This is a genomic window from Tepidibacter hydrothermalis, assembly GCF_029542625.1.
GTDB classification, from domain to species: domain Bacteria; phylum Bacillota; class Clostridia; order Peptostreptococcales; family Peptostreptococcaceae; genus Tepidibacter_A; species Tepidibacter_A hydrothermalis.
Map to the genome: position 1 here is coordinate 529,398 of NZ_CP120733.1, position 24,780 is coordinate 554,177.

The 24,780-nt window shown below is 28.2% G+C and carries 21 protein-coding genes; 16 read left to right on the forward strand and 5 right to left on the reverse strand.

Annotated features, from left to right (window positions below):
• Positions 1 to 90: 90 nt before the first annotated feature.
• On the reverse strand, positions 91 to 309 hold the full coding sequence (locus P4S50_RS02260) for a DUF3955 domain-containing protein (RefSeq protein ID WP_277732882.1): 219 nt from the start codon (positions 307 to 309) through the stop codon (positions 91 to 93).
• A gap of 208 nt (positions 310 to 517) precedes the next feature.
• Between P4S50_RS02260 and P4S50_RS02265 the strand changes: the two genes are divergently transcribed.
• From P4S50_RS02265 to P4S50_RS02320, 12 genes are all read left to right on the forward strand, one after another.
• Positions 518 to 1,015, forward strand: coding sequence for a MarR family winged helix-turn-helix transcriptional regulator (locus P4S50_RS02265; RefSeq protein WP_277732883.1), 498 nt, complete (start codon positions 518 to 520; stop codon positions 1,013 to 1,015).
• A 121-nt stretch (positions 1,016 to 1,136) separates the two neighbouring features.
• Positions 1,137 to 1,799 carry an ABC transporter permease gene (locus P4S50_RS02270; RefSeq protein ID WP_277732884.1) on the forward strand — a complete coding sequence of 221 codons (663 nt, stop codon included), beginning with the start codon at positions 1,137 to 1,139 and terminating at the stop codon, positions 1,797 to 1,799.
• Positions 1,799 to 2,686: a glycine betaine ABC transporter substrate-binding protein gene (locus tag P4S50_RS02275; protein ID WP_277732885.1), complete on the forward strand. Its 888-nt coding sequence runs from the start codon at positions 1,799 to 1,801 to the stop codon at positions 2,684 to 2,686. The genes P4S50_RS02270 and P4S50_RS02275 overlap by 1 nt, the downstream gene beginning before the upstream one ends.
• Entirely contained in the window at positions 2,686 to 3,525 is an 840-nt protein-coding gene (locus P4S50_RS02280) for an ABC transporter ATP-binding protein (protein WP_277732886.1), read from the forward strand. Before P4S50_RS02275 ends, P4S50_RS02280 begins: the two co-directional genes overlap by 1 nt.
• 55 nt (positions 3,526 to 3,580) lie before the next feature.
• A complete protein-coding gene (locus P4S50_RS02285) occupies positions 3,581 to 4,189 on the forward strand; it encodes a 4Fe-4S binding protein (protein WP_277732887.1) in 609 nt (202 codons plus the stop codon).
• A 151-nt stretch (positions 4,190 to 4,340) separates the two neighbouring features.
• Complete coding sequence (locus P4S50_RS02290; protein ID WP_277732888.1) at positions 4,341 to 5,687, forward strand: hypothetical protein; 1,347 nt, start codon at positions 4,341 to 4,343, stop codon at positions 5,685 to 5,687.
• A gap of 22 nt (positions 5,688 to 5,709) precedes the next feature.
• Complete coding sequence (locus P4S50_RS02295; protein WP_277732889.1) at positions 5,710 to 6,405, forward strand: response regulator transcription factor; 696 nt, start codon at positions 5,710 to 5,712, stop codon at positions 6,403 to 6,405.
• A complete protein-coding gene (locus P4S50_RS02300) occupies positions 6,390 to 7,802 on the forward strand; it encodes a sensor histidine kinase (RefSeq protein ID WP_277732890.1) in 1,413 nt (470 codons plus the stop codon). The genes P4S50_RS02295 and P4S50_RS02300 overlap by 16 nt, the downstream gene beginning before the upstream one ends.
• Before the next feature lie 280 nt (positions 7,803 to 8,082).
• Complete coding sequence (locus P4S50_RS02305; protein WP_277732891.1) at positions 8,083 to 8,454, forward strand: hypothetical protein; 372 nt, start codon at positions 8,083 to 8,085, stop codon at positions 8,452 to 8,454.
• A 63-nt stretch (positions 8,455 to 8,517) separates the two neighbouring features.
• A complete protein-coding gene (locus tag P4S50_RS02310; RefSeq protein ID WP_277732892.1) occupies positions 8,518 to 9,504 on the forward strand; it encodes a YiiG family protein in 987 nt (328 codons plus the stop codon).
• Positions 9,505 to 9,533: 29 nt separating this feature from the next.
• Positions 9,534 to 10,535: a YiiG family protein gene (locus tag P4S50_RS02315; protein ID WP_277732893.1), complete on the forward strand. Its 1,002-nt coding sequence runs from the start codon at positions 9,534 to 9,536 to the stop codon at positions 10,533 to 10,535.
• A 267-nt stretch (positions 10,536 to 10,802) separates the two neighbouring features.
• Positions 10,803 to 12,815 carry a methyl-accepting chemotaxis protein gene (locus tag P4S50_RS02320; RefSeq protein ID WP_277732894.1) on the forward strand — a complete coding sequence of 671 codons (2,013 nt, stop codon included), beginning with the start codon at positions 10,803 to 10,805 and terminating at the stop codon, positions 12,813 to 12,815.
• Between the two features lie 98 nt (positions 12,816 to 12,913).
• Here P4S50_RS02320 and P4S50_RS02325 read toward each other — a convergent pair whose 3' ends face one another.
• On the reverse strand, positions 12,914 to 13,393 hold the full coding sequence (locus tag P4S50_RS02325) for a MarR family winged helix-turn-helix transcriptional regulator (protein WP_277732895.1): 480 nt from the start codon (positions 13,391 to 13,393) through the stop codon (positions 12,914 to 12,916).
• A 23-nt stretch (positions 13,394 to 13,416) separates the two neighbouring features.
• Complete coding sequence (locus P4S50_RS02330; protein ID WP_277732896.1) at positions 13,417 to 13,869, reverse strand: GNAT family N-acetyltransferase; 453 nt, start codon at positions 13,867 to 13,869, stop codon at positions 13,417 to 13,419.
• A 224-nt stretch (positions 13,870 to 14,093) separates the two neighbouring features.
• Here P4S50_RS02330 and P4S50_RS02335 point away from each other — a divergent pair, with 224 nt between their 5' ends.
• Together P4S50_RS02335 and P4S50_RS02340 are read left to right on the forward strand one after the other, a co-directional pair.
• Positions 14,094 to 15,233 carry an HD-GYP domain-containing protein gene (locus P4S50_RS02335; protein ID WP_277732897.1) on the forward strand — a complete coding sequence of 380 codons (1,140 nt, stop codon included), beginning with the start codon at positions 14,094 to 14,096 and terminating at the stop codon, positions 15,231 to 15,233.
• 216 nt (positions 15,234 to 15,449) lie between these two features.
• Positions 15,450 to 17,114: an amidase family protein gene (locus P4S50_RS02340; protein ID WP_277732898.1), complete on the forward strand. Its 1,665-nt coding sequence runs from the start codon at positions 15,450 to 15,452 to the stop codon at positions 17,112 to 17,114.
• 61 nt (positions 17,115 to 17,175) lie between these two features.
• Here the strand turns inward: P4S50_RS02340 and P4S50_RS02345 are convergent, their stop codons facing one another.
• Complete coding sequence (locus tag P4S50_RS02345; RefSeq protein ID WP_277732899.1) at positions 17,176 to 18,429, reverse strand: methyl-accepting chemotaxis protein; 1,254 nt, start codon at positions 18,427 to 18,429, stop codon at positions 17,176 to 17,178.
• Positions 18,430 to 18,532: 103 nt separating this feature from the next.
• Entirely contained in the window at positions 18,533 to 19,084 is a 552-nt protein-coding gene (locus P4S50_RS02350) for a DUF2238 domain-containing protein (RefSeq protein ID WP_277732900.1), read from the reverse strand.
• Between the two features lie 207 nt (positions 19,085 to 19,291).
• Between P4S50_RS02350 and P4S50_RS02355 the strand changes: the two genes are divergently transcribed.
• Entirely contained in the window at positions 19,292 to 23,554 is a 4,263-nt protein-coding gene (locus P4S50_RS02355; protein WP_277732901.1) for a 2-hydroxyacyl-CoA dehydratase, read from the forward strand.
• A gap of 143 nt (positions 23,555 to 23,697) precedes the next feature.
• On the forward strand, positions 23,698 to 24,594 hold the full coding sequence (locus P4S50_RS02360; protein ID WP_277732902.1) for an HD domain-containing protein: 897 nt from the start codon (positions 23,698 to 23,700) through the stop codon (positions 24,592 to 24,594).
• Positions 24,595 to 24,780 lie beyond the last annotated feature (186 nt).

Here is a 24,780-nt window from a genome sequence, read left to right on the forward strand (position 1 = left end):
TTTTTATTATAATAGATAGAAATTATATATAAAGAGCAAAGGCTTTATAACTAAAGTCTTTGCTCTTTATTATAATCTTGGAGCAAATTTTTAAATTTCCTTAGATTTATGAGAGTTTTTATATTTGCAAAATAATGAAACTATACTTGCGATAATACCAATAAGCATGAATAAATAACTCATTGGGATTAAAAAAAATGGTTCAATAAGAGTGCCATCTGGAGCAACTTCAGACCCGATGATGTTATAGGAGATAAAACAACCTAACCCTAGAATAAATGGTATTAAAATTAAAATATTTTTTTTCATTAAAATTCCTCCTCGTTAATTAAGTCAAATTTTTAAAAACTATGTGATATAGAATATTAAATTGTTGTAGTTTTATTAATTTTACATTCCGAATGTATTTAAATATGTCTATCACTATGGATATTATAATATATAAATATTTATCGTTTGTCAATAAAAAATAAAAATAATTCGATATGTATTTATTGTTTACGCTGATGAGATAATGATGGTAAATAGATTGAAATATAAAATTCACATTGACATTACTTCGATATCGAAGTATAATTTGGGTATGAGAGTAGATAATACAATTTCAAGAATATCAAAAATTAAATATGTATCAAATAATCTAATTGTCAAAGAGCTTGAAAAAAGAGGACATTCAGGATTAGCTCCTTCACATGGAGATATTTTGTCTGCTTTAATTTTTCATGGTGAGATGACGAAAACAGAAATCTCAAATAAGATTAATAAAGAGAGGTCAACAGTAACAACTTTAATAAAAAAACTAGAGAAAGAGGGTTACTTAAGTTCAAGGATTAATGAAGAAGATAGTAGATCGGCAATAGTATATTTGACAACTAAAGGAAAAATAATGAAGAAAGATTTTATTGAGATATCTGAAATGTTATATGAAATTCAATACTCAGGTATGTCTGAAGAACAGATTGAATCTTTCAAAAAAGGTTTAGAATTAGTTTATAAAAATTTCGTGAGTATATAAATAAAATTAATTTTTTATTTGTTACTCATGAAATTTTTATTTACACATATACTTAGATGTCTAAGTTTTTTTTAGGATAGATACTTCGATATCGAAGTAAAAAAGAAAGGAGAATTATATTTTGATTAAGGATATATTCAATATATATATAGAACGATGGGACTTTTTTTCGCAGCTTATTATGGAGCACATTATTTTAACATCTATTTCGGTAATTATTATAGCTGTATTAGGTTTGACTTTGGGTATTGCTATGACCAGAAACAAAGTATTAGCAAATATTATTTTTGGAGTTACAAACTTTCTTTATACTATTCCATCGATTGCGTTATTTGGAGTGTTAGTAACTTTCACTGGGATAGGAAATAAAAGTGCGATTATTGCTTTATCAATTTACGGTATAGTGCCAGTTATCAGAAATACTTATGTTGGCATCATGCAAGTAGATAAACAAGTTATAGAATCAGCAATTGGAATGGGAACTACAAAAAGAGAACTATTATTTAGAATTCAATTGCCATTAGCATTGCCAGTAATTTTTACGGGATTTCGTACTATGGTTATCATGACAATTGCATTATGTGGTATTGCATCTTTTATTGGTGCAGGTGGATTAGGAGTAGCTATTTGGCGTGGAATAAGCACAAATTTTCCTACTATGACTATGGCAGGTAGCTTGTTAGTTGCTGCATTGGCAATAATAACAGATCTTATTTTGCAAAAAACAGAAAATATTATGACAAGAAAAATATTAGGAAATGAAAAGATGGAGGGATACAAATAATGTTTAAAAAAATGATTGCTTTCACACTTATATTTTTACTTATGTTTTCTATTATAGGTTGTAATAAGGAAGAAAAAAAAGTGGTAATTGCCAGTAAACCTATGACAGAACAGTATGTAATAGCAGAAATGTTGAAATTACTGATAGAAGAAAATACTGACATAAAAGTGGAACTAAAATTAGGAATTGGAGGGGGAACGTCAAATATACAGCCTGCCATGGAAAAAGGCGAAATTGATATTTACCCAGAATATACAGGTACAGGTTGGATGTTTGTATTGAAACAAGAACTCATCAACAACTCTGAAGAATTATATAAATCAGTAAAAAAAGCATATGAAGAGCAATATGGTATCAAATGGACAGGACTTTATGGTTTTAATGATACTTTTGGGCTTGCAATAAAGAAAGAGTTAGCAGATAAATTAAATATTAAAACTTATTCTGATTTAGCTTTAAAGAGTGATAATTTAACTCTAGGAGCAGAATATGATTTTTATGAGAGAGAAGATGGATATCCAGGACTTTCAGAAATTTATGGTTTTAAGTTTGATAATAAGAAGGAACTGGATATAGGACTTAAATATCAAGCTATATCAACGGATCAAGTAGATGTAATTAATGTCTTTTCAACAGATGGTAGATTAAAAGAGAAAGGTTTGGTTGTCTTACAAGATGATAAAAACTTTTTCCCATCGTATTTTGCAGCTACGTTAGTTAGAGAAGAAACATTGAAAGAGTATCCTCAATTAGAAGAGATATTAGAGATGATGACTGGACTAATTAGTAATGAAGAGATGATTGAAATGAATTACTTAGTTGAAATTGAGAAGAAAGATCCTAAGCAAGTTGCTAGAGAATTTTTAGAAAAGAAAGGATTGAAGTAATGTCATTAATTGAATTTATTGATGTAGAGAAGTCTTATAAGTCCAGTTCTAAAGTAATTGATAAAATCAATTTGGAAATTGATGAAGGTGAGCTTATTACAATACTTGGACCTTCTGGATGTGGAAAAACTACACTCATTAAGATGGTGAACAAGTTAATTATACCAGATGCAGGTGTTATAAAAATTAAGGGTAAGGATATCAACCAATGGGATACGATAGAGCTTCGTAGAAGCATTGGTTATGTTATTCAACAGATTGGATTATTTCCTCATTTAACAGTAGAGGAGAATATTGCTTATGTACTTTCGCTTTTAAAGGTGAGTAAAAATGTTAGAAAAAATAGAGCTAAAGAACTTATTAGCCTAGTAGGTTTAGAAGAAGATTATTTGTCAAGATATCCTAGAGAATTAAGTGGAGGTCAAAGACAAAGAGTTGGAGTTGCAAGAGCATTGGCAGCTGATCCAGATATTATTTTAATGGATGAACCATTTGGAGCAGTAGATGAAATTGCAAGGACTTCACTTCAAGATGAGCTTATAGAGATTCATAAACGTTTAAATAAGACTATTCTACTTGTAACTCATGATATAGAAGAGGCGCTAAAACTTGGATCTAAAATTATATTATTGAATCAAGGAAAGATTGAACAAATAGGAACAAGGGAAGAATTGATTTTTAATCCAGCTTCGAATTTTGTTAGAGAGTTCTTTGGACTAAAAGGTTTTAAAGCTTCTTTAGATGAAGCTGCTATGGGTCAGATATATGATAATATTTTAAAAAACAAGATGGATATGGATAAAATTTATATGGAATTAGAACATATGGGGATGAAATAAATTTTATTATTCAATTGAGTACCTAAAAAATAAAAGTGAATTGGAGATATGCAAAATGAAAAAAGCTTTTGAAATTCTTAGAGATGTGAAATCAGTAGTAATATCAACTGTTAAAGATGGAATACCACAGTCAAGAATAATTGATATAATGGACTATGATGATGGTGGGATTTATTTTTTAACAGGTAAGACTAAGCCGTTTTATAGACAATTAAAGAGAGAAAAAAAAGTAGCTGTAACAGGTATGAATAAAGAGTATGTACAAGTAAGATTAGTTGGAGATGTTCATGAAATTGACATCAGATTGATTGAAAAGCTATTTGATAAAAATCCTGAATTAGAAAAGTTGTTTCCTACGAGAAATGAAAATGATAGTTTTTCAGTTTTTTACCTTTCAAATGGAAAGGGCGAGGTTTTTGATTTGAGTGGAAAAGAGAACAAAATGAATCGTGTACGTTTTGCTTTTGGTAAAGATACTGTTAATGAAGCAGGATGTATAATCACTGAAAGTTGCATAGAGTGTGGAAAGTGTAAAAAGGTATGTCCTTTTTATGCAATAAGCGAAGGTACACCTTTTGTTATTAATCCGAAACTTTGTGATGAATGTGGAAATTGTTATTATGCATGTCCAGTAAGTGCAATTGATTTACCTAAGGGAATATAAAAAGAATTATATAAATACCGCCTATTTGTAATAAGATAGGCGGTATTTTTAATTGTTACTAAAATGTTACCCTGAAATTTCAAATAAATAGTATTATATAATCATAACAAAAGACTATTAAAAATTATTCTAAATAGAAAGGTTGATATGAATGAAATTTTCTAAATCGATAAATTTGTTTTTAATTATAATACTATCTTCTTCACTAGTGGTTGGATGTGCTAAGGTATCTGCTGATGAAATGATTACACCTCCAAAAGCTTCGGTTAAAGCAGATAATATACAAAAGAAAATAGAGGAAAAATTCGGTAAGGATATAAGTCTTATAACTCCCCCTTCAACTCAAGAGTTAAGTCCAATAAACTTCAGAGACCTTGATGGAGATTCAAAACAAGAGGCAATAGTATTTTTTAGAAATCCTAAAGATAATAAACTAAAAGGAGTAATATTAAAAGACATAAATGGGAAACTGGAAATCTATGAGGGAATAGATGGTGTAGGAAAAGAAATAGAAAAAGTCAGTTTTGATGATATAGATAATAATAAAAAAGAAGAAATATATATATCATGGCAACCTGAAAGTAGCTATGATATAGGATTTGGTGTATATGAGTTTGATGGTTCAAAGATAGACACTATAAAAGAAGATAAGGTTAGAACTTGGTTTTTGGGTGATCTTGATGATGATACGATAAATGAGCTTTATGTGTTTAATGAAGAAAGAGAAAATATGGACAATCCTAATACAAGACTCGAAAGATATGAATTAAAAGACGGCAAGATGAATATAGTTGATACCTGCAGAATCGAAGATTTTGCTTTTGGTCCACAAAGTGTTATGTTTGGTAATGCAAAACTAAATCAAAAAGGTATTTTCATGGATATAGCAACTGGAAATGCAGGTTTTACAGATCTTATAGTTTTAAAAGACGGTAAAATGCATAATGTGTTTTATGATCAAAAAGGTGGATTTACGGAGAAAACTTTTAAGCCAGGACCGACACCTTCGTACGATATAGATAAAGATGGAGTAGTTGAAATATCTATACCTACTCAATCGAAGGGATATGAAAATGAAGCCATGGCATTTGTAGTTTGGATTACCGAGTGGTTTAAATGGGATGGAAAAGATGGACTAGTTCATGTTTTGGACACTTACGAAAACTATCCTATGAATATGAGCTTCATAATGGAAAAAGGATGGAAAGAAAATGTAAAAATCGAAAAAAATAATTATGATTCTGACCAAATTTTTGTAAAGTTTTTTTACGAAGATGAGTCTAATAAAGAACTATTATTTGAAATTCAATACGTAGCTCCTAAGAATGCAAAGAAATTTGAAGATCTAGGATATCAAAAACTTAAAATAGATAACAAGAATATCTATTATGTTAAAATAAATAATGAACTAAAATCTCAAAATGCAAAGAAATTTCAACTTAATATAAATCAAATTAAAGAAAGAATGAGCAATTTAATTACAAATTCTATATTCTAAACTGTATTTAAGGGGAGTTATTATGAAAAAAATACTGATAGTAGAAGATGAAAAAGCGATACGTGAATTTATAGAAAAGAGCTTCCAAATAAGTGGATGCACTACCCTATGTGCAAAAGATGGAATAGAAGGCCTTGAAATATTCAAATCAGAAAATGGAATAGATATGATAATACTAGATGTTATGCTTCCAGGAATAGATGGATTTACTGTATGTCAAAAGATAAGAGAAATAGATGACACAACAGGAATAATAATGTTAACAGCAAAATCACAAGAAGAAGACAAGATAAATGGGCTTACATTTGGAGCGGATGATTATATAGTAAAGCCCTTTAGTCCTAAAGAACTTATAGCAAGAGCCAACTCACTTTATCGTAAGGTTTCTATAATGAAAAATAAGACTTCAAAACAAATAGAGAGAGAAATAAATGATGGAGATTTAAAAATTCTTTTAGATGAAAAAATTGTGATTAAGGATTCTAAAGATATAAAACTTACAAATACTGAATTTGAAGTCGTAAGTCTTTTAGTTCAAAATAAAGGAAAGACCATAACCAGAGATTATATGTTAGATAAAATATGGGGAAGTTCTTATATTGGAAGTTATAAAACTGTAGATGTAAACATACTTAGAATACGAAAAAAGCTAGATTTAGATTCTGAAAAGTATATTAAAACCATAAGAGGAAGAGGTTATCAATGGAAAGGTTTATAAATAGTGGTCTTAAAAAGAAATGGATAAAAAATTATATATTTACTATTGTTATAATTTGTATTTTTATTCAGGGGTTCTATATGTTTTTTTTGAAAGACTACTACTATGATTGGGCGAAAGAAAATGTATCAAATAGATTAATAGCATATACGAATTTTTACAATAAATACTTAGATGACAATCTTATTATGAATAAAGGTCTTGCAAAAAAAATAGTAGAAGACTTTGAATATAAAGATAAGCTGTTAATAGAGGTCTTAGATACAGATGGAAACATAATAGACTCATCTATGATAGTGAATGAAGACACAAAACTAGATACTAAGGATTATATAGATGCCCTAAATGGAAAACTTGGAATTTATAAGGGGAGAAAGAAAACTACAAATGAAAAAATAATTGCAGCATCTTCTCCTATCTATTTTGAAAATCAAATAATTGGAGTTGTAAGGTACTCAACAAGTTTAAGAAATATAGATTCATTCTTAATAAAAAAATATGCTCAAAGTTTTGCAATATTGTTACTTCTGTTGTCACTATCGTTTTTTATGAGCATGATATTTATAAAGACTATAATAAAATCTTTAAAAGAGATGTCTTTGAAAGCTCAAAAAATGGCAAAGGGAGATTTTGATCAAAAAATTGAAATAAAGTCAAATGATGAACTCTCACAACTTGCGAGTACATTAAACCATATGGCATCTCAGATAAAAGAAAATCAAAAACTTAAAAATGAGTTCATATCGTCAATAACCCATGATATAAAGACTCCACTTACAGCTATAATAGGTTGGACAGAGCTTCTTGTAATGCAAGAAAACATATCAAAACAAGATCTAAATTCTCAGGTTATAACAATACAAAATGAAACTTTAAGATTAAAAAAACTTGTAGAAGAGCTTTTGGATTTTTCAAAGTTTGAAATAGATAAGATAAGCTTAAACAAAGATAACACCAATTTAAAGTTACTTATAGAAGAATCTATAAATATATTTATGCCTAGGATAAAAAAATACAATATAGATTTTAGTAGTGAATTAGATGAAAATATAGATTTGGATATAGATAAAAATAGAATCAAACAAGTACTTATAAATCTAATAGATAATTCACTTAAGTATTCATCAAAAGATTCTAAAATAAAAATAGGATTAAAAAGATCGGATTCTAAAATTATATTATCAATAAAGGATAATGGAATAGGAATCTGTCAAGAAGATATAAAAAGAGTAAAAGAGAAGTTTTATGTTGTAGATAAGTCAAAAGGAGGAAGTGGACTGGGGCTCTCTATTTCAGAAAAAATAATGCAACTTCATAATGGTCAACTTCAAATAAAAAGTGAATTTCAAAAGGGAACAGAAGTTATTTTAATATTCCCATCTAAAACTCTAGCCTAAGGGCTGGAGTTTTTTTATATAGTACATCTATATCTGTATATGTATAAGTATTTAGATCTATTATGAATATAAAAATTGATGTATTTAAAAATTAGTAAGATTGTACTAATTGCATTGTAATGTTTTTCAAAAACAGTAAAAAAGACCCATTGAGGTATAGTGAATTATAGATTACCATGTAAGAAAATGTAAAAAAATATATTTCAGTACTGATTATATCAAAAAAAGTGAAATTTAAAATAATTGTTATCTAATAAAAATAAGAAAGGAAGGTATAGCTATGTCTAAAAAAATAGAAACCATAGAGGATGCTACAAAAATAATAAATAATGTTTCAGGCTCTTTTATAGGATTGGCAATAATACAAATAGTATTGTTGGTTGTATTACTTCAAAATTATTATGCTATTATAGATTCTCTTATAATTATTGTAATAGCTTTGCTGTTAAGAAAATTCAAAAACATTGTGTCTTCTATTTTAATATTATTGGTTAGTTTAGGCGCTTTAGTAGCTACAGTAATGAGTAAAATAGGACTAGCACAAGGGGGTCAAAATGTGTATTTAACAGTGCTTATGGTGTACATGAGTATAAAGGCTGTTAAAGCTACTTTGTTTATTAGAAAAGCTAAGAAAGAAGAAATAAATATTTAAATGTAATAAAAGTCTAAAAAATTAAAAATTTAATTAGATTGAGATATAAAAGGAGGAAATATTATGTTTAAAAAAAATGTATCATATATTTTGATTTGTGTGATTATGTGTACTCTTTTAAGTGCTTGTAGTGTTTCTGACACTTTACAAGGATCTAGTTCAAAAATTGATACTGAAAAGTACAATTCTTATATAACTTTAAGTAATTATATGACTGGATGGTTAGATCAAGGTCTAACTATGTACTTTAAAGAGTTTGGAATTGAAGAGCAAATTAAAATTGACAAAAATTTTGATAGTTTTCAAACAATGCCTATTCTACAAGGTCATAAAGATGACGTAGAAGCATGTATTGAATATGCTTCAAAGAAGCCTTCTTTTGGTGCTGCAGATGATTCTGTAAAGGCTTTATGTCCAAAACTTAAAGAATTGATGAACACTTTAAATGAAATACAAAATTATTATAGTACAAAATCTTTTGTAGATGATGATTTTGCTAAGGGAAAAGAATTACATAAAAAAATATACACTCAATATAATGAATATGTTGCCTTAGCTGAAACATTTTTCTCTGAGCTTAGTGTTATAACAGAACAAAAAAATAAGGAAGATTTAGAGAGTTTAAAGAAAAGTGATTATATGATAAGATATCATGCTATGAGTATTGTAATGAGAGCACAAGATATACAAATGGCATTTTATGAAGCGAAAGTTAATGATAGCAATATTCTAGATTTTGATGTTAATAAATATAAAGAAAAATATGATCTGTTAACAGAAGATATTAATAAGTTTATGGAGTATTCAAAGGATGATGAAAGATTAAAAAAAGAAGGTTTAGAAGCTAATCCATTTATAGGAAACTTCGAGAGTGATGTTGAAAGAATGAAGGTTACAGCTACAGACATTATGGAAATTTTAAAGACAAAGGATACAAGTATAAATAGTGACACAAAAGGAAAAGTAACAACTGGAGGAAGAAATGCTCCTTTAAACACTTTTAACACAAAACTTTCTTCTGTAATTAATTCTTATAACAATATGAATTAATATAATTTCCATATTAGGAGGTAAACTTTGTGATAAAAAGAAATCTTTTCATTATAATGATATTCACAATTGTTTGTAGTTTATTGACTTCGTGTGGATCTATTGAAGATGCATATAACAATATCAATGAAGAAATATCTGAAAAAAAGAACTCTATATCAAATGACTCAGAGTCTTTAGAAAACCAAAAATATACTGCTTATATTTCTCTAAATAATTTTATTACACGAAATTTAGAAAAATCTTTGGACTATTATTTTGATAAGTTTGGAGATACTGAGGAAATTAAAGTTGATAAAAATTCTAATCTTCAAAATGGTATTCTTTTGCAATTAAATAAGAAAGAGTTAGAGGAAAACTTAAAATATGCTTCAAAGAATCCTTCTCTTGACAAAATTGATAAATGTGTAAAAGAATTGGATCCAAAGTTAAAAGAACTGATAGATTTGATAGATGAAGCTGATTCATATTATAAATTGAAATCTTATATGGATGATGATTTTGTTAAAGGTAAATCATTACATAAGAAAATATGTTTACAATATAATGAAGTCAAACCTTTAGCTAAAAAATTCTCATCTGAATTTGAGAGTGCTTTTTTGAAAAAAAGTAATAAGGATTTAGAAAACTTTAAGAAAAATGATTATATGATAAGATATTATGCTTTGAGCGTTATATTAAGAGCTAAGGATTTGGAGACTGAACTTAACGATCAAGGTATTACTTGTGAAAACGTATCGGATTTGGATGTTGATAAATTTAAAGAAAAATATAATTTGCTAGTTGAAGACACTAATAAATTTCTTGATTACTCAAAAGACGCAGAGAGAATCAAGAAAGAAAAGCTTGATCCAAATTTTGAATATGCAAATGTATTTAAGTATCGTATAACAGATGTTAAGGCAGCAGCTACTGATATTTTAATAAGATCACAGAAAGAAAACAAAAATAATATTAGCAAAGATGGAACTCCAGAAAATTATACTGATACAATTAAAGATGCAGTTTCTGAGTATATAAAAATAGAGTAGAAAATCGCATTTGAAAAAATATTGATATATAGTTAATGCGTTGATTGAGAAGATATAAATTTTCTCTTCAACGCATTTTATTTTGTAATCAAAAGCAATATATAGTTTTAAAGTACTATTTAAACAAATTTTGGGAAAATATTATTGCAAATATTTTGAAGTAAATATATAATTAACAAACGCGCGTTACAATAAAATACATAAATTTGCATAGTTTTACAAATAAAATATCTTCATTAGAAATAATCAAGAGGAGGAAAATCAAGTATGAAATCTATAAAAATCAGGTTGATTACTATTTTTACATTAATACTATTGATATCATCAGGATTATTAGGTGTTCTAGCTATAAGAAATTCTTCAAAAGCACTTCTTACAAAAAATGAAGAAACACTATTAAATACTGCTATTGAGGGAAGTAAATATGTTCAAGCTCGTATTAATACTCAAAAACTATATATAGAAACTATTGCACAAAATCCAATTATAACCAGCCAAGATGTTTCATGGGAAGCAAAAGTAAACTTTTTAGAAGAAGAAGCTAAGAGAACTGGATATACTAGGTTTGCGTTTGCAGATACTAAAGGACAAGCTATAATGTTTGACTATAGTAAAACTATGATAAATATTAAGGATAGAAAATATTATAAAGATGCATTATCTGGAAAAACATCTTTTTCAGACATAATAGTTAGCAAATTAGGTGATGGAGCGATTCTTATATTTGCAACACCTGTAAAGCAAAATGGTGAAACTATAGGGGTATTTTATGGATGGAGAGATGGTTTGGCTTTAAGCCAAATTGTAAAGGACATCAAATATGGGGAACATGGATATGCATATATAATTAATAGAGAAGGAATAATTACAGGACATAAAGATACAGAGTTAGTTATTAAAAGATCTAACCCTATTGAAGATGCAAAAGATAACCCTGATCTAGGAGAATTTGCTAAAATTATAGAAGAACGCATGATTAAAGGTGAATCAGGAGTAGATAAATATCTATATGAAGGAAAAGTAAGAATGATGGGATTTGCTCCAATCAAAGATAGTCCTTGGGTTATAGCCGTAGCTGTAGAAAAAGATGAAGTTTTAGCGGGAGTTAATAGATTAAGAGATGGTCTAGGTGTTATAACTATAATTATTATTTTAGTAGGTATAGTTATTACTTATTTTGCAAGTGGTATGATTGCAGATCCTATCAAGATACTATCTCAAATTATAGATCAGTTATCAAAATATAATTTAACAGTTGATAAAGAGTCAAAGGCTTTTACATATTTAAAACGCAAAGATGAGATAGGATTAATTGCAAATTCTTTACTAATAATGCAGACAAATCTTGTTCATATAATTAAGGATATATCAGATAAATCTGAACAAGTGTCATCCTCATCAGAAGAACTAAACGCCACAAGTGAACAATCATCAATAGCTGCACATGAAGTAGCTCGAACAATAGAAGAAATAGCACATGGAGCAAGCGAACAAGCTAAGAATACAGAAGATGGTGCAGTGCATATTAATCAGCTAGGAAAGCTAATAGAAAAAGATCAAAAACATGTAATAAACTTAAATGCTTCGGCTGATGAAGTAAGTACATTGAAGGATGAAGGACTAAAAGCCTTAAATGATTTAGTAGAAAATACAAAGATTAATAATAAAGCAGCTAAAGATGTAAATGACATAATCATAAATACTAATGATAGTGCAGAAAAAATTGAAAAAGCAAGTCAGATGATTAAGAGTATAGCTGACCAAACCAATTTATTAGCACTTAATGCAGCTATAGAGGCAGCAAGAGCGGGAGAATCAGGAAAAGGTTTTGCAGTGGTAGCTGATGAAATAAGAAAATTAGCAGAGCAATCTAATGCCTTTACAGATGAAATAGCAACTGTTATTCAGGATCTTATAAGCAAAACAGTACATGCAGTTAATACTATGAACGAAGTAGGTAAAATTGTAGAGTCACAAGCAAATATTGTAGAGGTGACTAATCAAAAATTTGAAGGAATTGCAACCTCTATTGAAAATATGAAAAAAGTATTAAATCTTATAAATGAATCAGGTAACGAAATGGAAGCTAAAAAAGATCAGATTATCCAAATTATAGATAATCTTTCAGCTATCTCTGATGAAAATGCAGCAGGAACAGAGGAAGTTTCTGCATCTGTTGAAGAACAAACTGCTTCTATGAATCAAATTAGCAATGCTAGTGAAACATTGGCTAAACTAGCAGAAGAGATGCAGTCTAGTGTTTCTAAGTTTAAACTATAGGAATTTAAACAATCTCATAAAATTAACACAAAATAGAAAATACAATGTACTTTGGCTTGAAAATTAATATTTTCAAGCCTTTTAATTTAAAATATAGTTTATTTATTATTTTTTTTATTCTTTAAATAACTTCGCTGTTCTCCACGTTTTACAAGCTTCCAGTCATCTTCAATATTTAACCTCATTCGGTGTAGCAAGTTGAAAATTAATGATTTTTCTTTATCATCAAAACCTGTTAAAGCTATTTTAGTTGTATATTGTTCTTCTTCTATAAGAAAATCATAAGCTTGAAATGCCTTTTTTGTAGGATATAATTTCCATGATCTACGGTCACTTTCGTTAGAAACTTTTTCAATATAATTTTTTTCTACTAGTTTCTTAATTGCTTTAGCGACGGTAGTTCTATCAACTTTGGTCATATTTGATAACTCTTCTTGGTTAATACCTGGATTTTCGCATACTCTTACAACAAAAATGTATTGTCCTTTTTCTAACTTTAATTCTCTAAATTCAATATCACTGATTGTATTAGAGCATCTTGCAATCATACCTATTTCACGCATTGTTAAATAATCCATATTTCCTCCAAATAAATTTTATCTTAATTTATAGTGTTGTTATAAAACATATCTATATGAGGGATACCATCTTCTAGGTACATATCTGAAGCGGTTGAAAATCCTAAAGATTTATAAAAGTCAACTAAATAGTTTTGTGCTGAAATTCTAATTTCTTTTTCATTTAAATTGTTCTCTATAAAATCTATAGCTTTTAATAATATATCTCTTGCTAATCCTTTTCCACGATGTTTTTTATCTACTAGAACTCTTCCTATAGAAATTTCACTGTAAGAAACTCCTTTTTCTAAAATTCTTAAGTAAGCAATAATTTTTCCATTATCTATACAAAATAGATGGTATGATTTTTGGTCTTTTTCATCACAATCTTGAAAAATACAAGTTTGCTCTATAATAAAGACTTCATTTCTTATTCTTAATATTTCATATAATTCATCAGGTGTTAATTCACTAAATTTTTTTATTTTAAAGTTCAATATAGACGCCCCCTTTTTCATTTGTATAAATACTATTTTAATTATTTTGTATGAAAAATATACTTGAAAGTTCAAGTAATTTAATTATAATGGTTTTTACTTGAAAGTTCAAGTATTTTCAAAATCTAAATATTTACATAAATATTGAAGGAAGATAAGTAAATATGTCGAAATGATAAATATAAAGAATTTTCTATGAATTCACAGAAAGAGGGGGAGATTTTTTGGATAATTATATAAAAAAACAGATAAAAGATCTTGTTCCAGGAGATATTATTTTACATCCAGTATATAGAATGGATGGGCTTATGTTAATAGATAGTTATAAGATATTGTCTTTAGATTTAATTAGAAAGATTAAGAAGCATGATGCTGACGATATTTCAGTATTAGTATCACCTTCATCAGATCAGTTTAAAATTTTTATTGATAATAAAGAGTTTCGTGAAAATGAGTTCATAAATGATTTGAGAGATATAATATCTCAATATAATAAAAATCTTGTATTTCCAACACATTTGGATTCGTTACTTAATGAATCAACTACTCGAATAGCAAATAACAACTTAAAACTTTTTTATAATAAATCACTATTTACTTCATTTGAAACAAAATTAGAATCAACTAAATTGCAGAAAAGAGCAAAGTTTATAAAACTAAAACTGCTAAATAAAATAGTAAATGATGATAGTTTGAAAGAGTTAATACAAGGTTTAAAAGAATATAAGGATATATTATTTTTACATAGTATAAACACTGCTTCTATGGCATTGATGATTGGTTTAACTCTTGAATTAAGTGATGATGAACTTATAGATCTAGGACTAGCAGCTTTATTTTCAGATGTAGGTTATACTGAAATTGAAAAAGATGTGTTCGAAAAATACTTAAAGAACCCTCAAAGTGAAGTTAAAGTATTGATTAGGCAAATTGAAGTTTTTATGAAGGTTTCTTTAAATATACCATTACTTAGAAAAAATTCAATTATCTACGGAGTTTTAGATAGACATGAATATTATAATGGAAATGGATTACCAAAAGGAAAAGAAGGTAAAAATATAAGTTTGCTTGGACGAATTCTTTCTATATGTCAAGCTTATGATGTAATGGTTGGTGGCTATTTATATAATGATGGAATGCTGCCAAGTGAAGCTATACAAATATTGTGGAAAAATAAAGGAAAGCAATTTGATCCTGATATTTTAAGTATATTTATTCACAGAAGTAATTTTTTCAAAATAGGAGAAAAAATAGTTATAAACAATGAATTAAAAGGAGAGATTGTAGGATTTACAAATTATATTGAAGCTCCTCATCTTCCAATCATAAAAACTGATAGTGGAACAATTATAGATTTATTGTAATTATTAACCTTTCTTAACATAGTTAAATCTAAGTTGAGGAAGGTTTTATTTGTGAAAATTTAAAAGTAGTATAAATTTGACTAATCTTAAATTTACATTAAAAAAATCTAAACTCCATTGAAAATATAAGATGCTGTATATATAATTTAAAACACATACATGGTTATACTATGCTTATAGAATAAATTGTAAATACAATAATGTGGAGGATTTAGTATGAAAATCTGGAAGAAGGTTTTAATAGTTATGTTAGCAATAATATTAATAGGGGCATTAGGAGTTGGAGGGTTCATATATTACAAATTAAAAGCGATTATGCCTGATACTCAAATAGAAGCTCAGGTTCAAAAACAATATATAGAAGAAGTTAAAACATCTAGTAAAAAAACTTTGGATTTTTCACCATTTGAAAAATATATGGGAAAAATTAGTGATGAAAGATATAAAGAGTTAGAAAAACTATTGTTAGATAGTGACGTTGCACAAATACAAGAGGGATTTGAAAATAAAGTTTATTCAGTGGAAGAAGTTACTTGTTTTTACCTTAAAAGAATACAAAAATACGATAATAAATTAAATACGATAATAGAATTAAATCCAGATAGTATAGAAATAGCTAGAGCATTGGATAAAGAATTAGATAAGGGGAATATAAATGGAAAGCTCTTTGGGATACCTGTATTATTAAAAGACAATATAGGAACTAAAGATAAAATGCACAATACAGCTGGAGCGAAGGCTTTAGAAAATTCTAAGTCAGATAAGGATGCGTTTATTGTAAGTAAGATAAGAAAGTCAAACGGAATTATTTTAGGAAAAGCTAATTTAAGTGAGTGGGCTAACTTTATGTCTTTTGATTCATCAAATGGATATTCAGCACTTGGAGGTCAAACTCATAATCCATATGGAAAATTTGATGTTGGTGGATCAAGTTCAGGGTCGGCAGCATCAGTAGCAGCTAATTTAACACCAATTTCAGTAGGTTCAGAAACAGCAGGGTCTATGATATATCCATCAAGCCAAAACTCAGTTGTAGGAATAAAACCATCATTAGGACTTTTGAGTAGAGATAGAATAATACCTATAGCTGAGGCACAGGATACAGCAGGTACTATAGGTAAAAGTGTTAAAGATGCTACTATATTATTTAATGAATTAGTTGGATATGATATTAATGATGTTGAAACTGAAAAGGCTAAAGAGTATGAAAATATTGATTACACTAAGTTCTTAGAGAAAGATGGATTAAAAGGAATGAAAATAGGTCTGGTAGTAGATGAGGGTGTAGTTGGTAGGTATAGAAATGAAGACAAGGAAATATTAGATAAGGTAGTACAGGATTTAAAAAATTTAGGAGCTGAGGTTAAAGAAGTTGAATTAGGCGATGAAGCTTTTAATATTAATTATATGAATGTACTTTTACATGGATATAAAAATGATGTAAATCAATATCTTAAAAATATAGGATCAAATGATATTAAAACTATAGAAGATGTAGTAAAATTCAATAAAGAAGATTTAGAAAATAGGGCTGCATATGGACAAGGTTTAATAGAGATGGCGCAAGAAAAGAATTTTACTGATGAGGAAATAAAAAAAGAAATTGAAAACAATAGAAAAGTATCGGGTGAGGCCATAGATAAAGTACTAAAGGATAATGATATAGAGGTATTATTAACATTAAGTAATTATATTTCTGGTGTTTATGCTCCAGCAGGATATCCAGCTATTACAGTACCAGCAGGATATAGAGAAAGTGGAGAACCATTAGGGATAACTTTGGTTGCATCCAAGTTTGAAGAAGAGAAATTAATAAAAGCAGCTTATTCATATGAACAAGGTACAAAAAAAAGAAAAGAACCTGATATGATTGTAGAGTAAACTAAAAAAGCCCTAATACTGATAAAAATCAGTATTAGGGCTTTTTACATAAAATCTTAAATTATAATTTAAATGAATGCATAGATAATTTAACATTATTAGCAAGAGTATCTAGCATTTCTATTTGAGAAGTAAGTTCTTCTATAGTGTTAAGTTGTGTTTGACTTGATGCACTAACTTCTTGAGATGAAGCGGCAGATTGCTCAGCAACTAATGCAATTTGATTTATTGAAGCTATAACTTCATTTATTTTATTTTCTAAATTATGATTTACTTTATATAGATTTTCTATTTTTTCATTTGAATTCTCAACAAAATCGATTATTCTATTAAATACATTTCTAGCACCTTTTACTGCTGTATTTTGTTGTGCTATTATAGTATTTATTTCATCTACTTTAGTAGTTGTAGCCTCTGTTTCTTCTTGTATTTTACTAATTAAGTTATGTATTTCTTCAGAAGAGTTTGATGTTTCTAAAGCTAGTTTTCTTATTTCATCAGCAACTACAGCAAACCCTCTTCCAGCTTCTCCAGCACGAGAAGCCTCGATATTTGCATTTAATGAAAGTAAATTTGTTTGATCTGCTATTTTTTTGATAGAGTCAGATATATTTGAAATAAGACCCATTTTTTCATTTAAGTTATATGCTAAATTTGATACTTCTTTTGAAGCATTTTCAGTTTCGTTTGATTTTTTTTCTAACTTATCTACAACTAGTATACCTTTTTTGCTGTTATCTAAAGCTGCTTTAGAATAATCTCTACTTTCGTTTATTACATTATTAACCTCATTCATCATAACATTCATATCATTACTTAAATCGATTGTGTTCGATGAATGGGCAGCTTGAGAAGTAGCTCCATTTGCTATATCTTCTATAGCTTGTGAAACTTCTTTTGCTATGTCTATAGTAGTACTTGATGAATTTTTTATAGATTCTACAGATTCTGACATACTTATAGAAGTTTTATCTACATCACTTATAGTATCTGATATTTTTGAAATCATATTATTGAAGCTATTTGATAAAAATCCAATTACATCTTTCGTTTGAATATTTGATCTAACAGTTAAATCTCCATTTTCACATTTTTCCATTAATTTTCCAATATTATGTACTCTTTTTATAAAGTAACTATAAACTATACTTGAAAATATAGACCCTATTATTATCCATATACCCATAACCATAAAAATACTTTTATTAACATTGCTACTTATACCCATATTTAAACTAATTTGTACTATAAAAAGTGGTAGTATTGAAAAAAGTACTATTACTGATATTAATTTCGTTTTGATAGAATTAAACATAATATACCTCCAATTTATATTTCACCCTATATTTTACCTCCTGTATCACATAGTTCTATAAAGATTATTTTATCATATTTGATCTATAATTTTTATAGAAATATCATATTTCCCTAAATGTACACAAAATACCAGCCAATGCAGCTCCAAATATATTAAATATCAAATCTAGATTAGTATCTAATAGACTGTGTTGATTTTTAGTTTTACATATAATATCTAAGATGAACTCTAAATTTTCTAAAAAAACTCCAATTGTAGTTCCTATTGATAGCAAAAGAATAAAATTGAATATTTTAGATTTAGAAAAAAACTCAATACTTAAATTTAAAAGTGAATAACAGAACAAAGTGAATGAAAAAGTTCCAAATACATGTAAGCCTTTATCAAACCAATTATTGCTTTGATAAAGGTTAAAGTATTGACCAAATAAAATATGTAGTATGGCTGTTATAGTTACTAATACTTTTATATAATTTTTTATTATTATTTTCTTTTTATTTTCCAAATAAATAAAAAGTAGATAATTACTATATATGGGTATCCAATTCAAGATAAAATCATATTGCTTTCTAATTAAAAATCCAATTAATGCAAAAATCATAATTGTTGAAAATGAAATAGTTAAAAATCTTGAAATGTTATTTTTTATCATAAAAACACCTCTTTATTTTTATTATTTATAATTTATTGTTTCTTTTTTTTTGATATTTAATTATAAAATATATATTTTTTCATACGAAACATGTACAGAATTGTTAACTAATAGATTAAAGTTTATATATTTTTTTTGTTTATGCATTATAAAATACGTAAAAATGGAAAAAATGTCTAGATGATAGCTAATAGAAAGAGGTGTAGTATGAAGGAAATATTACATGTTGGATTTGATGTTGGTTCAACAACAATTAAAGTTGTAGTGCTTGATAAAAATGAAAATATAATATACAGCAAATATAAGAGACATTTTTCAGATATAAAAAAAAGTATAAAGGAACTCATAGAAGAACTTTATAATGAGTTTAGTGAAAGATACATTACATTTAAGGTAAGTGGCTCTAGTGGTCTTGCAGTTTCAGAACGTTTGGATATACCTTTTATTCAGGAAGTAATTGCTTGTAATTTAGCAGTTGAGAAGTTCATTCAAAACACAGATGTTGCAATAGAACTTGGAGGAGAAGATGCTAAAATTACATACTTTAAAAATGGAGTTGAACAAAGAATGAATTGTGCCTGTGCAGGAGGTACAGGAGCATTTATAGATCAGATGGCATCACTTCTTAAAACAGATGCAGCAGGTCTAAATGAGCTTGCTAAGAAACATAAAAATATATATCCAATAGCAGCTAGATGTGGTGTTTTTGCTAAAAGTGATATTCAACCACTTTTAAATGAAGGAGCAGCAAAAGAAGATATAGCAGCATCTATATTTCAGAGTATAGTTACACAGACAATCAGTGGTCTTGCATGTGGAAGACCTATAAAGGGTAAAATTGCATTTTTAGGAGGTCCTCTTTATTTTCTTTCAGAATTAAGACAGAGGTTTATAGAAACTCTAAATCTAACCCAAGATCAGATTATATTTCCTCCTAATTCCCATTATTTTGTTGCTATAGGTGCAGCTTTCAGTTCAATAAAAAGTGAAACATATAAATTTAAGGAACTTTATGATAGGTTAGATGAATTAGAAAAAAGAAGTGAAAATGAGGTAAATAGATTAGATCCACTGTTTAAAAGTGAAGAAGAGTTAATAGAATTTAGAAATAGACATTCAATGGCAAAAGTAAAAAAGGAAGATTTGTCGCGTTATAAAGGTAAGTGCTATTTAGGTATAGATGCAGGTTCAACAACTACAAAGGTAGTTTTAATGGGTGAAGAAAATCAGATATTGTATACATATTATGGGAGTAATGAAGGTCATCCACTTAAAATGGTGGTAGATGTGATTAAAGAGTTATATAATGAGCTACCTCATCAGGCAAAGATAGTAAAGTCTGCTGTAACAGGCTATGGAGAAGGACTAATAAAAAGTGCTTTAAATATAGATATTGGAGAGATTGAAACTGTTGCGCATTATAAGGCATCAGAGAAATTTTTACCGGGCGTAGAGTTTATATTAGATATTGGTGGACAGGATATGAAATGCTTGAAGATAAAAAATGGAGTAATACACAATATAATGCTAAATGAAGCGTGTTCCTCAGGTTGTGGTTCATTTATTGAAACCTTTGCTAAATCAATGAATTTGACAGTTGAAGAGTTCAGTGAAAAAGCATTACTTGCAAAGGAGCCTGTTGATCTTGGATCCAGATGTACAGTATTTATGAACTCAAAGGTCAAGCAGGCACAAAAAGAAGGAGCTAGTGTTGGTGATATCTCTGCAGGACTTTCATATTCAGTTATAAATAATGCTTTTCAAAAGGTTATAAAAATTAAAAATCCAGAAGATATGGGTGAGAAGATTATAGTTCAGGGAGGAACTTTTAATAATGATGCTGTACTTAGAAGTTGTGAACTAATATTAGGAAAAAAAGTTATTAAACCTGATATTGCTGGTATGATGGGAGCATACGGATGTGCTTTAATTGCAAAGGGAAGATATGTTGAAGGAGAAAATAGCACTTTACTTACTAGAGAACAGCTTAACAATTTCAAAAGTGAAGTTCATCACCGCAGATGTGATGGATGTGCAAATAAATGTCTACTTACTATTAATAAGTTTGACAATGGAAGTAGCTTCATAAGTGGTAATAGATGTGAAAGGGGAAGTGGAGAATCTAATATAATCAATGATATTCCAAATCTATATGATTATAAGTATAAAAGACTTTTTCAGTATGTTCCACTAAAGAAAGAGAAGGCAAGAGCTGTTATAGGTATACCAAGGGTAATGAATATTTACCAAAACTATCCTCTATGGTTTACATTTCTTACTGAACTTGGTTTTAGAGTGGAGATATCACCAAGGAGTAATAAGAAGATATATGAGAAGGGAATGGAAACTATACCATCAGAGTCGGCTTGTTATCCTGTAAAACTAAGCCATGGCCATATAATGAGTCTTGTTGAAAAAGACGTAGATATGATATTTTATCCATGCGTTTTTTATGAAAAGAAAGAATTTAAACATAGTGATAATAATTTAAATTGTGCATTAGTAATATCATATCCAGAGGTTATAAAAAACAATATGAAAATCTTAAAAGAGAAAAATATTGAATTTATAGATCCGTTTGTTACTCTGGATAATAAAAAGGCACTTTCAAAAGTTCTTTATGAAACTTTTAAAAATCATGGTATTAAAAAGAGTGAAATTGATATAGCTCTTAAGTTAGCATTAAAAGAAAATGAGCAGTTTAAAGAGGATATAAGAAAAAAAGGAGAAGAAACGCTTGAATATTTAAAAGATACTGGTAAGAAAGGAATAGTTTTGTGTGGAAGGCCTTATCATATTGACCCTGAAATCAATCATGGTATTCCAGAGCTTATAACTAATTTAGGGATGGCTGTACTTACAGAAGATTCAGTAGCACATTTAGGGAAGATTGATAAACCTTTAAGAGTAGTAGACCAGTGGACATATCACTCACGAGCTTATGCAGCAGCAAGTTTTGTAAGTAAGACGGATTATCTTGAGGTAGTACAACTAAACTCATTTGGATGCGGGTTAGATGCTATTGCAACAGATATGGTTGCAGAAATATTAGAAAATAATAATAAAATATATACTTTAATAAAAATAGATGAAGTTAATAATTTAGGAGCTAATAGAATAAGACTTAGATCATTAAAAGCAGCTATTCAGGAAAGAGAGAAAAACGATATTAAGCCTAAACTTTTAAAACAATACAGGGATAGGATTGTTTTTACTAAAGAGATGAAGAAAAATCATACAATTCTTGCACCTCAGCTCTCACAAATACATTTTGAATTACTTGAGGAAGCAATAAACAGTTGTGGATATAATTTAAAGATACTTCCAGATGTTGATGAAAAAGTTATAGAAGAAGGTTTAAAATATGTTAATAATGATACATGCTATCCATCAATATTAATCGCTGGACAGATTATAAGTGCATTAAAATATGGAGGATATGATAAAGACAATACATCCGTAATTATGTCACAAACAGGAGGAGTTTGTAGGGTTACGAATTATATACCTATTTTAAGAAAAGCTCTAGAGGATGCAGGTTTTAGTAATGTTCCAGTACTATCGCTTAATGGTATAGGGTTAGAGAAAAATCCAGGATTTAAAATTACACTTACTATGATAAATAGAATGATTATGTCCGTATTGTATGGAGATATCTTTATGAGGTTAATATATAGAACAAGACCTTATGAGACTATTAAAGGTCAAACAGACCAATTGCATGATAAATGGAAAAAAATTTGTATAGAAAATATTACAAAAGGAAATTTATTTAGCTCAAAAGAAATCATAAGAGGTATTGTAGATGATTTTGATAATATACCGCTGAATAACATTAGAAAACCTAAGATAGGAGTAACAGGAGAAATATTTATTAAATTCAATTCCTATTCTAATAATCAGATTGTCAAAATGATTGAAAATGAAGGTGGAGAAGTAGTAATGCCTGATTTTATTGATTTCTTTTTATACAGTTTATTTAATTCAAACTTTAAGAGTAAATATCTTGGGAAAAGCAAATTAAAGGCTTTAGCTAATAATATGGGAATTAGCTATATTGAAGCTTTTAGAAAGTATTCTAGAGAAGCACTTGAAAACAGTAATAGATTTAAAAACCCTAAAACTATACAACAGCTCGCTGAATGTTCAGAGCAGATTCTTTCATTAGGGAACCACGCTGGAGAAGGATGGTTTTTAACTGCTGAGATGATGGAGCTTTTAGAAAGTGGGGTTAACAATATAGTGTGTATGCAGCCTTTTGCATGTCTACCTAATCATGTAACAGGAAAAGGAATGATAAGAGCCATTAAAGAAAAATATCCTGATTCAAATATTTTAACGGTTGACTATGATCCTGGTGCAAGTGAGGTTAATCAGATTAATAGAATTAAGCTCATGCTTTCAGTAGCATTCAAAAATTTAGAAAAGATAGAACCTTATGAAGAAGGAGAAGCAGCCCTTATTGATTAAGTTCCCCATTATATAAAACCTAAAAATTCAGTTGGATTAAAAACTCCAGCTGAATTTTTAGGTTTATCCGGATAAAAAATATATATAGTGAAAAAATAAAACTATGAATAGAATTTTAAATTTGACATAGAAAGGAAAAGAATATGAAAAACATTTTTATTAAAGATATAAAGGATAATGAAAGCTTTAAGTCAAGTTTTATGATATTAAAGAAGCTTACTAGAAAAGAAGGTAAACTTATTGCTTTTATTGGAGATAAAACGGGGGATGTAAAGGCTTATATTCCTGATAGCACGGATAGATTACAGGTAGGAGATGTAATTTCAGTTAAGGCAACTAAAGATGGTACACTTAATGTAAAGGAATTTAAGAAGGAAACAACATTTAATATAGAAGATTTTCTTCCTAGTGTCGAAAGACCAATTGAAAATATTATGGATGAAATGAATAGGATATCTGAAGAAGAGTTTAAGAGTGATGAGTGCAGAGCTTTAGATGAATATTTTTTCAATGATAACAAGTTCGTAGAAAAATTTAAAAAAGGTATCGGAGGTCTTAGTCAGCATCATAATTATTTAGGCGGCCTTGCAGAGCATACTTTAAATTCTATGTATCTCGCAAAGATGATGACGCATAGATATAATTGTAGATATAAAGAAATAGCAATTCTTGGAGCTAAGCTTCATGATATTGGAAAAGTTGAAGAATACAAAACGGATGGGCCTTTTTCTGTAACAATGCGTGGAGATATGGAGGGTCATATAGTTATGGGAGTTACTATGTTAGAAGAGGCTTTTCGCTGTGGTGGAGATATTTACAGTGAAGATTTTAAAATGAGAATAAAAAGTTGTATAATTCAGCATCATGGTAAACTTGAATATGGTTCTCCAAAAGTTCCAAAAACAGAGGAAGCATTTATAGTACACTATGCAGATTATGTTGATGCAATGTTAAATAAAATAGAGCAGGTTAGAAAAATTACAGAACCTAATAATTGGTCAGAATATGATAGAAGAATTGCAACTAAACTATATATGTAAATAAAAGAGTTCACAGATATATCTGCGAACTCTTTTATAATTTTCGTTATGAGTTTCAAAAAAGTTTACATTTAAGATTCTTTTAAAGAAGAACTTTTTTATTTATAAATATTACATTTATTTAAATATAATAAAAATTATATATATAAATTTTCTTATAAATTGATTTATGGATAGTTGTAACGT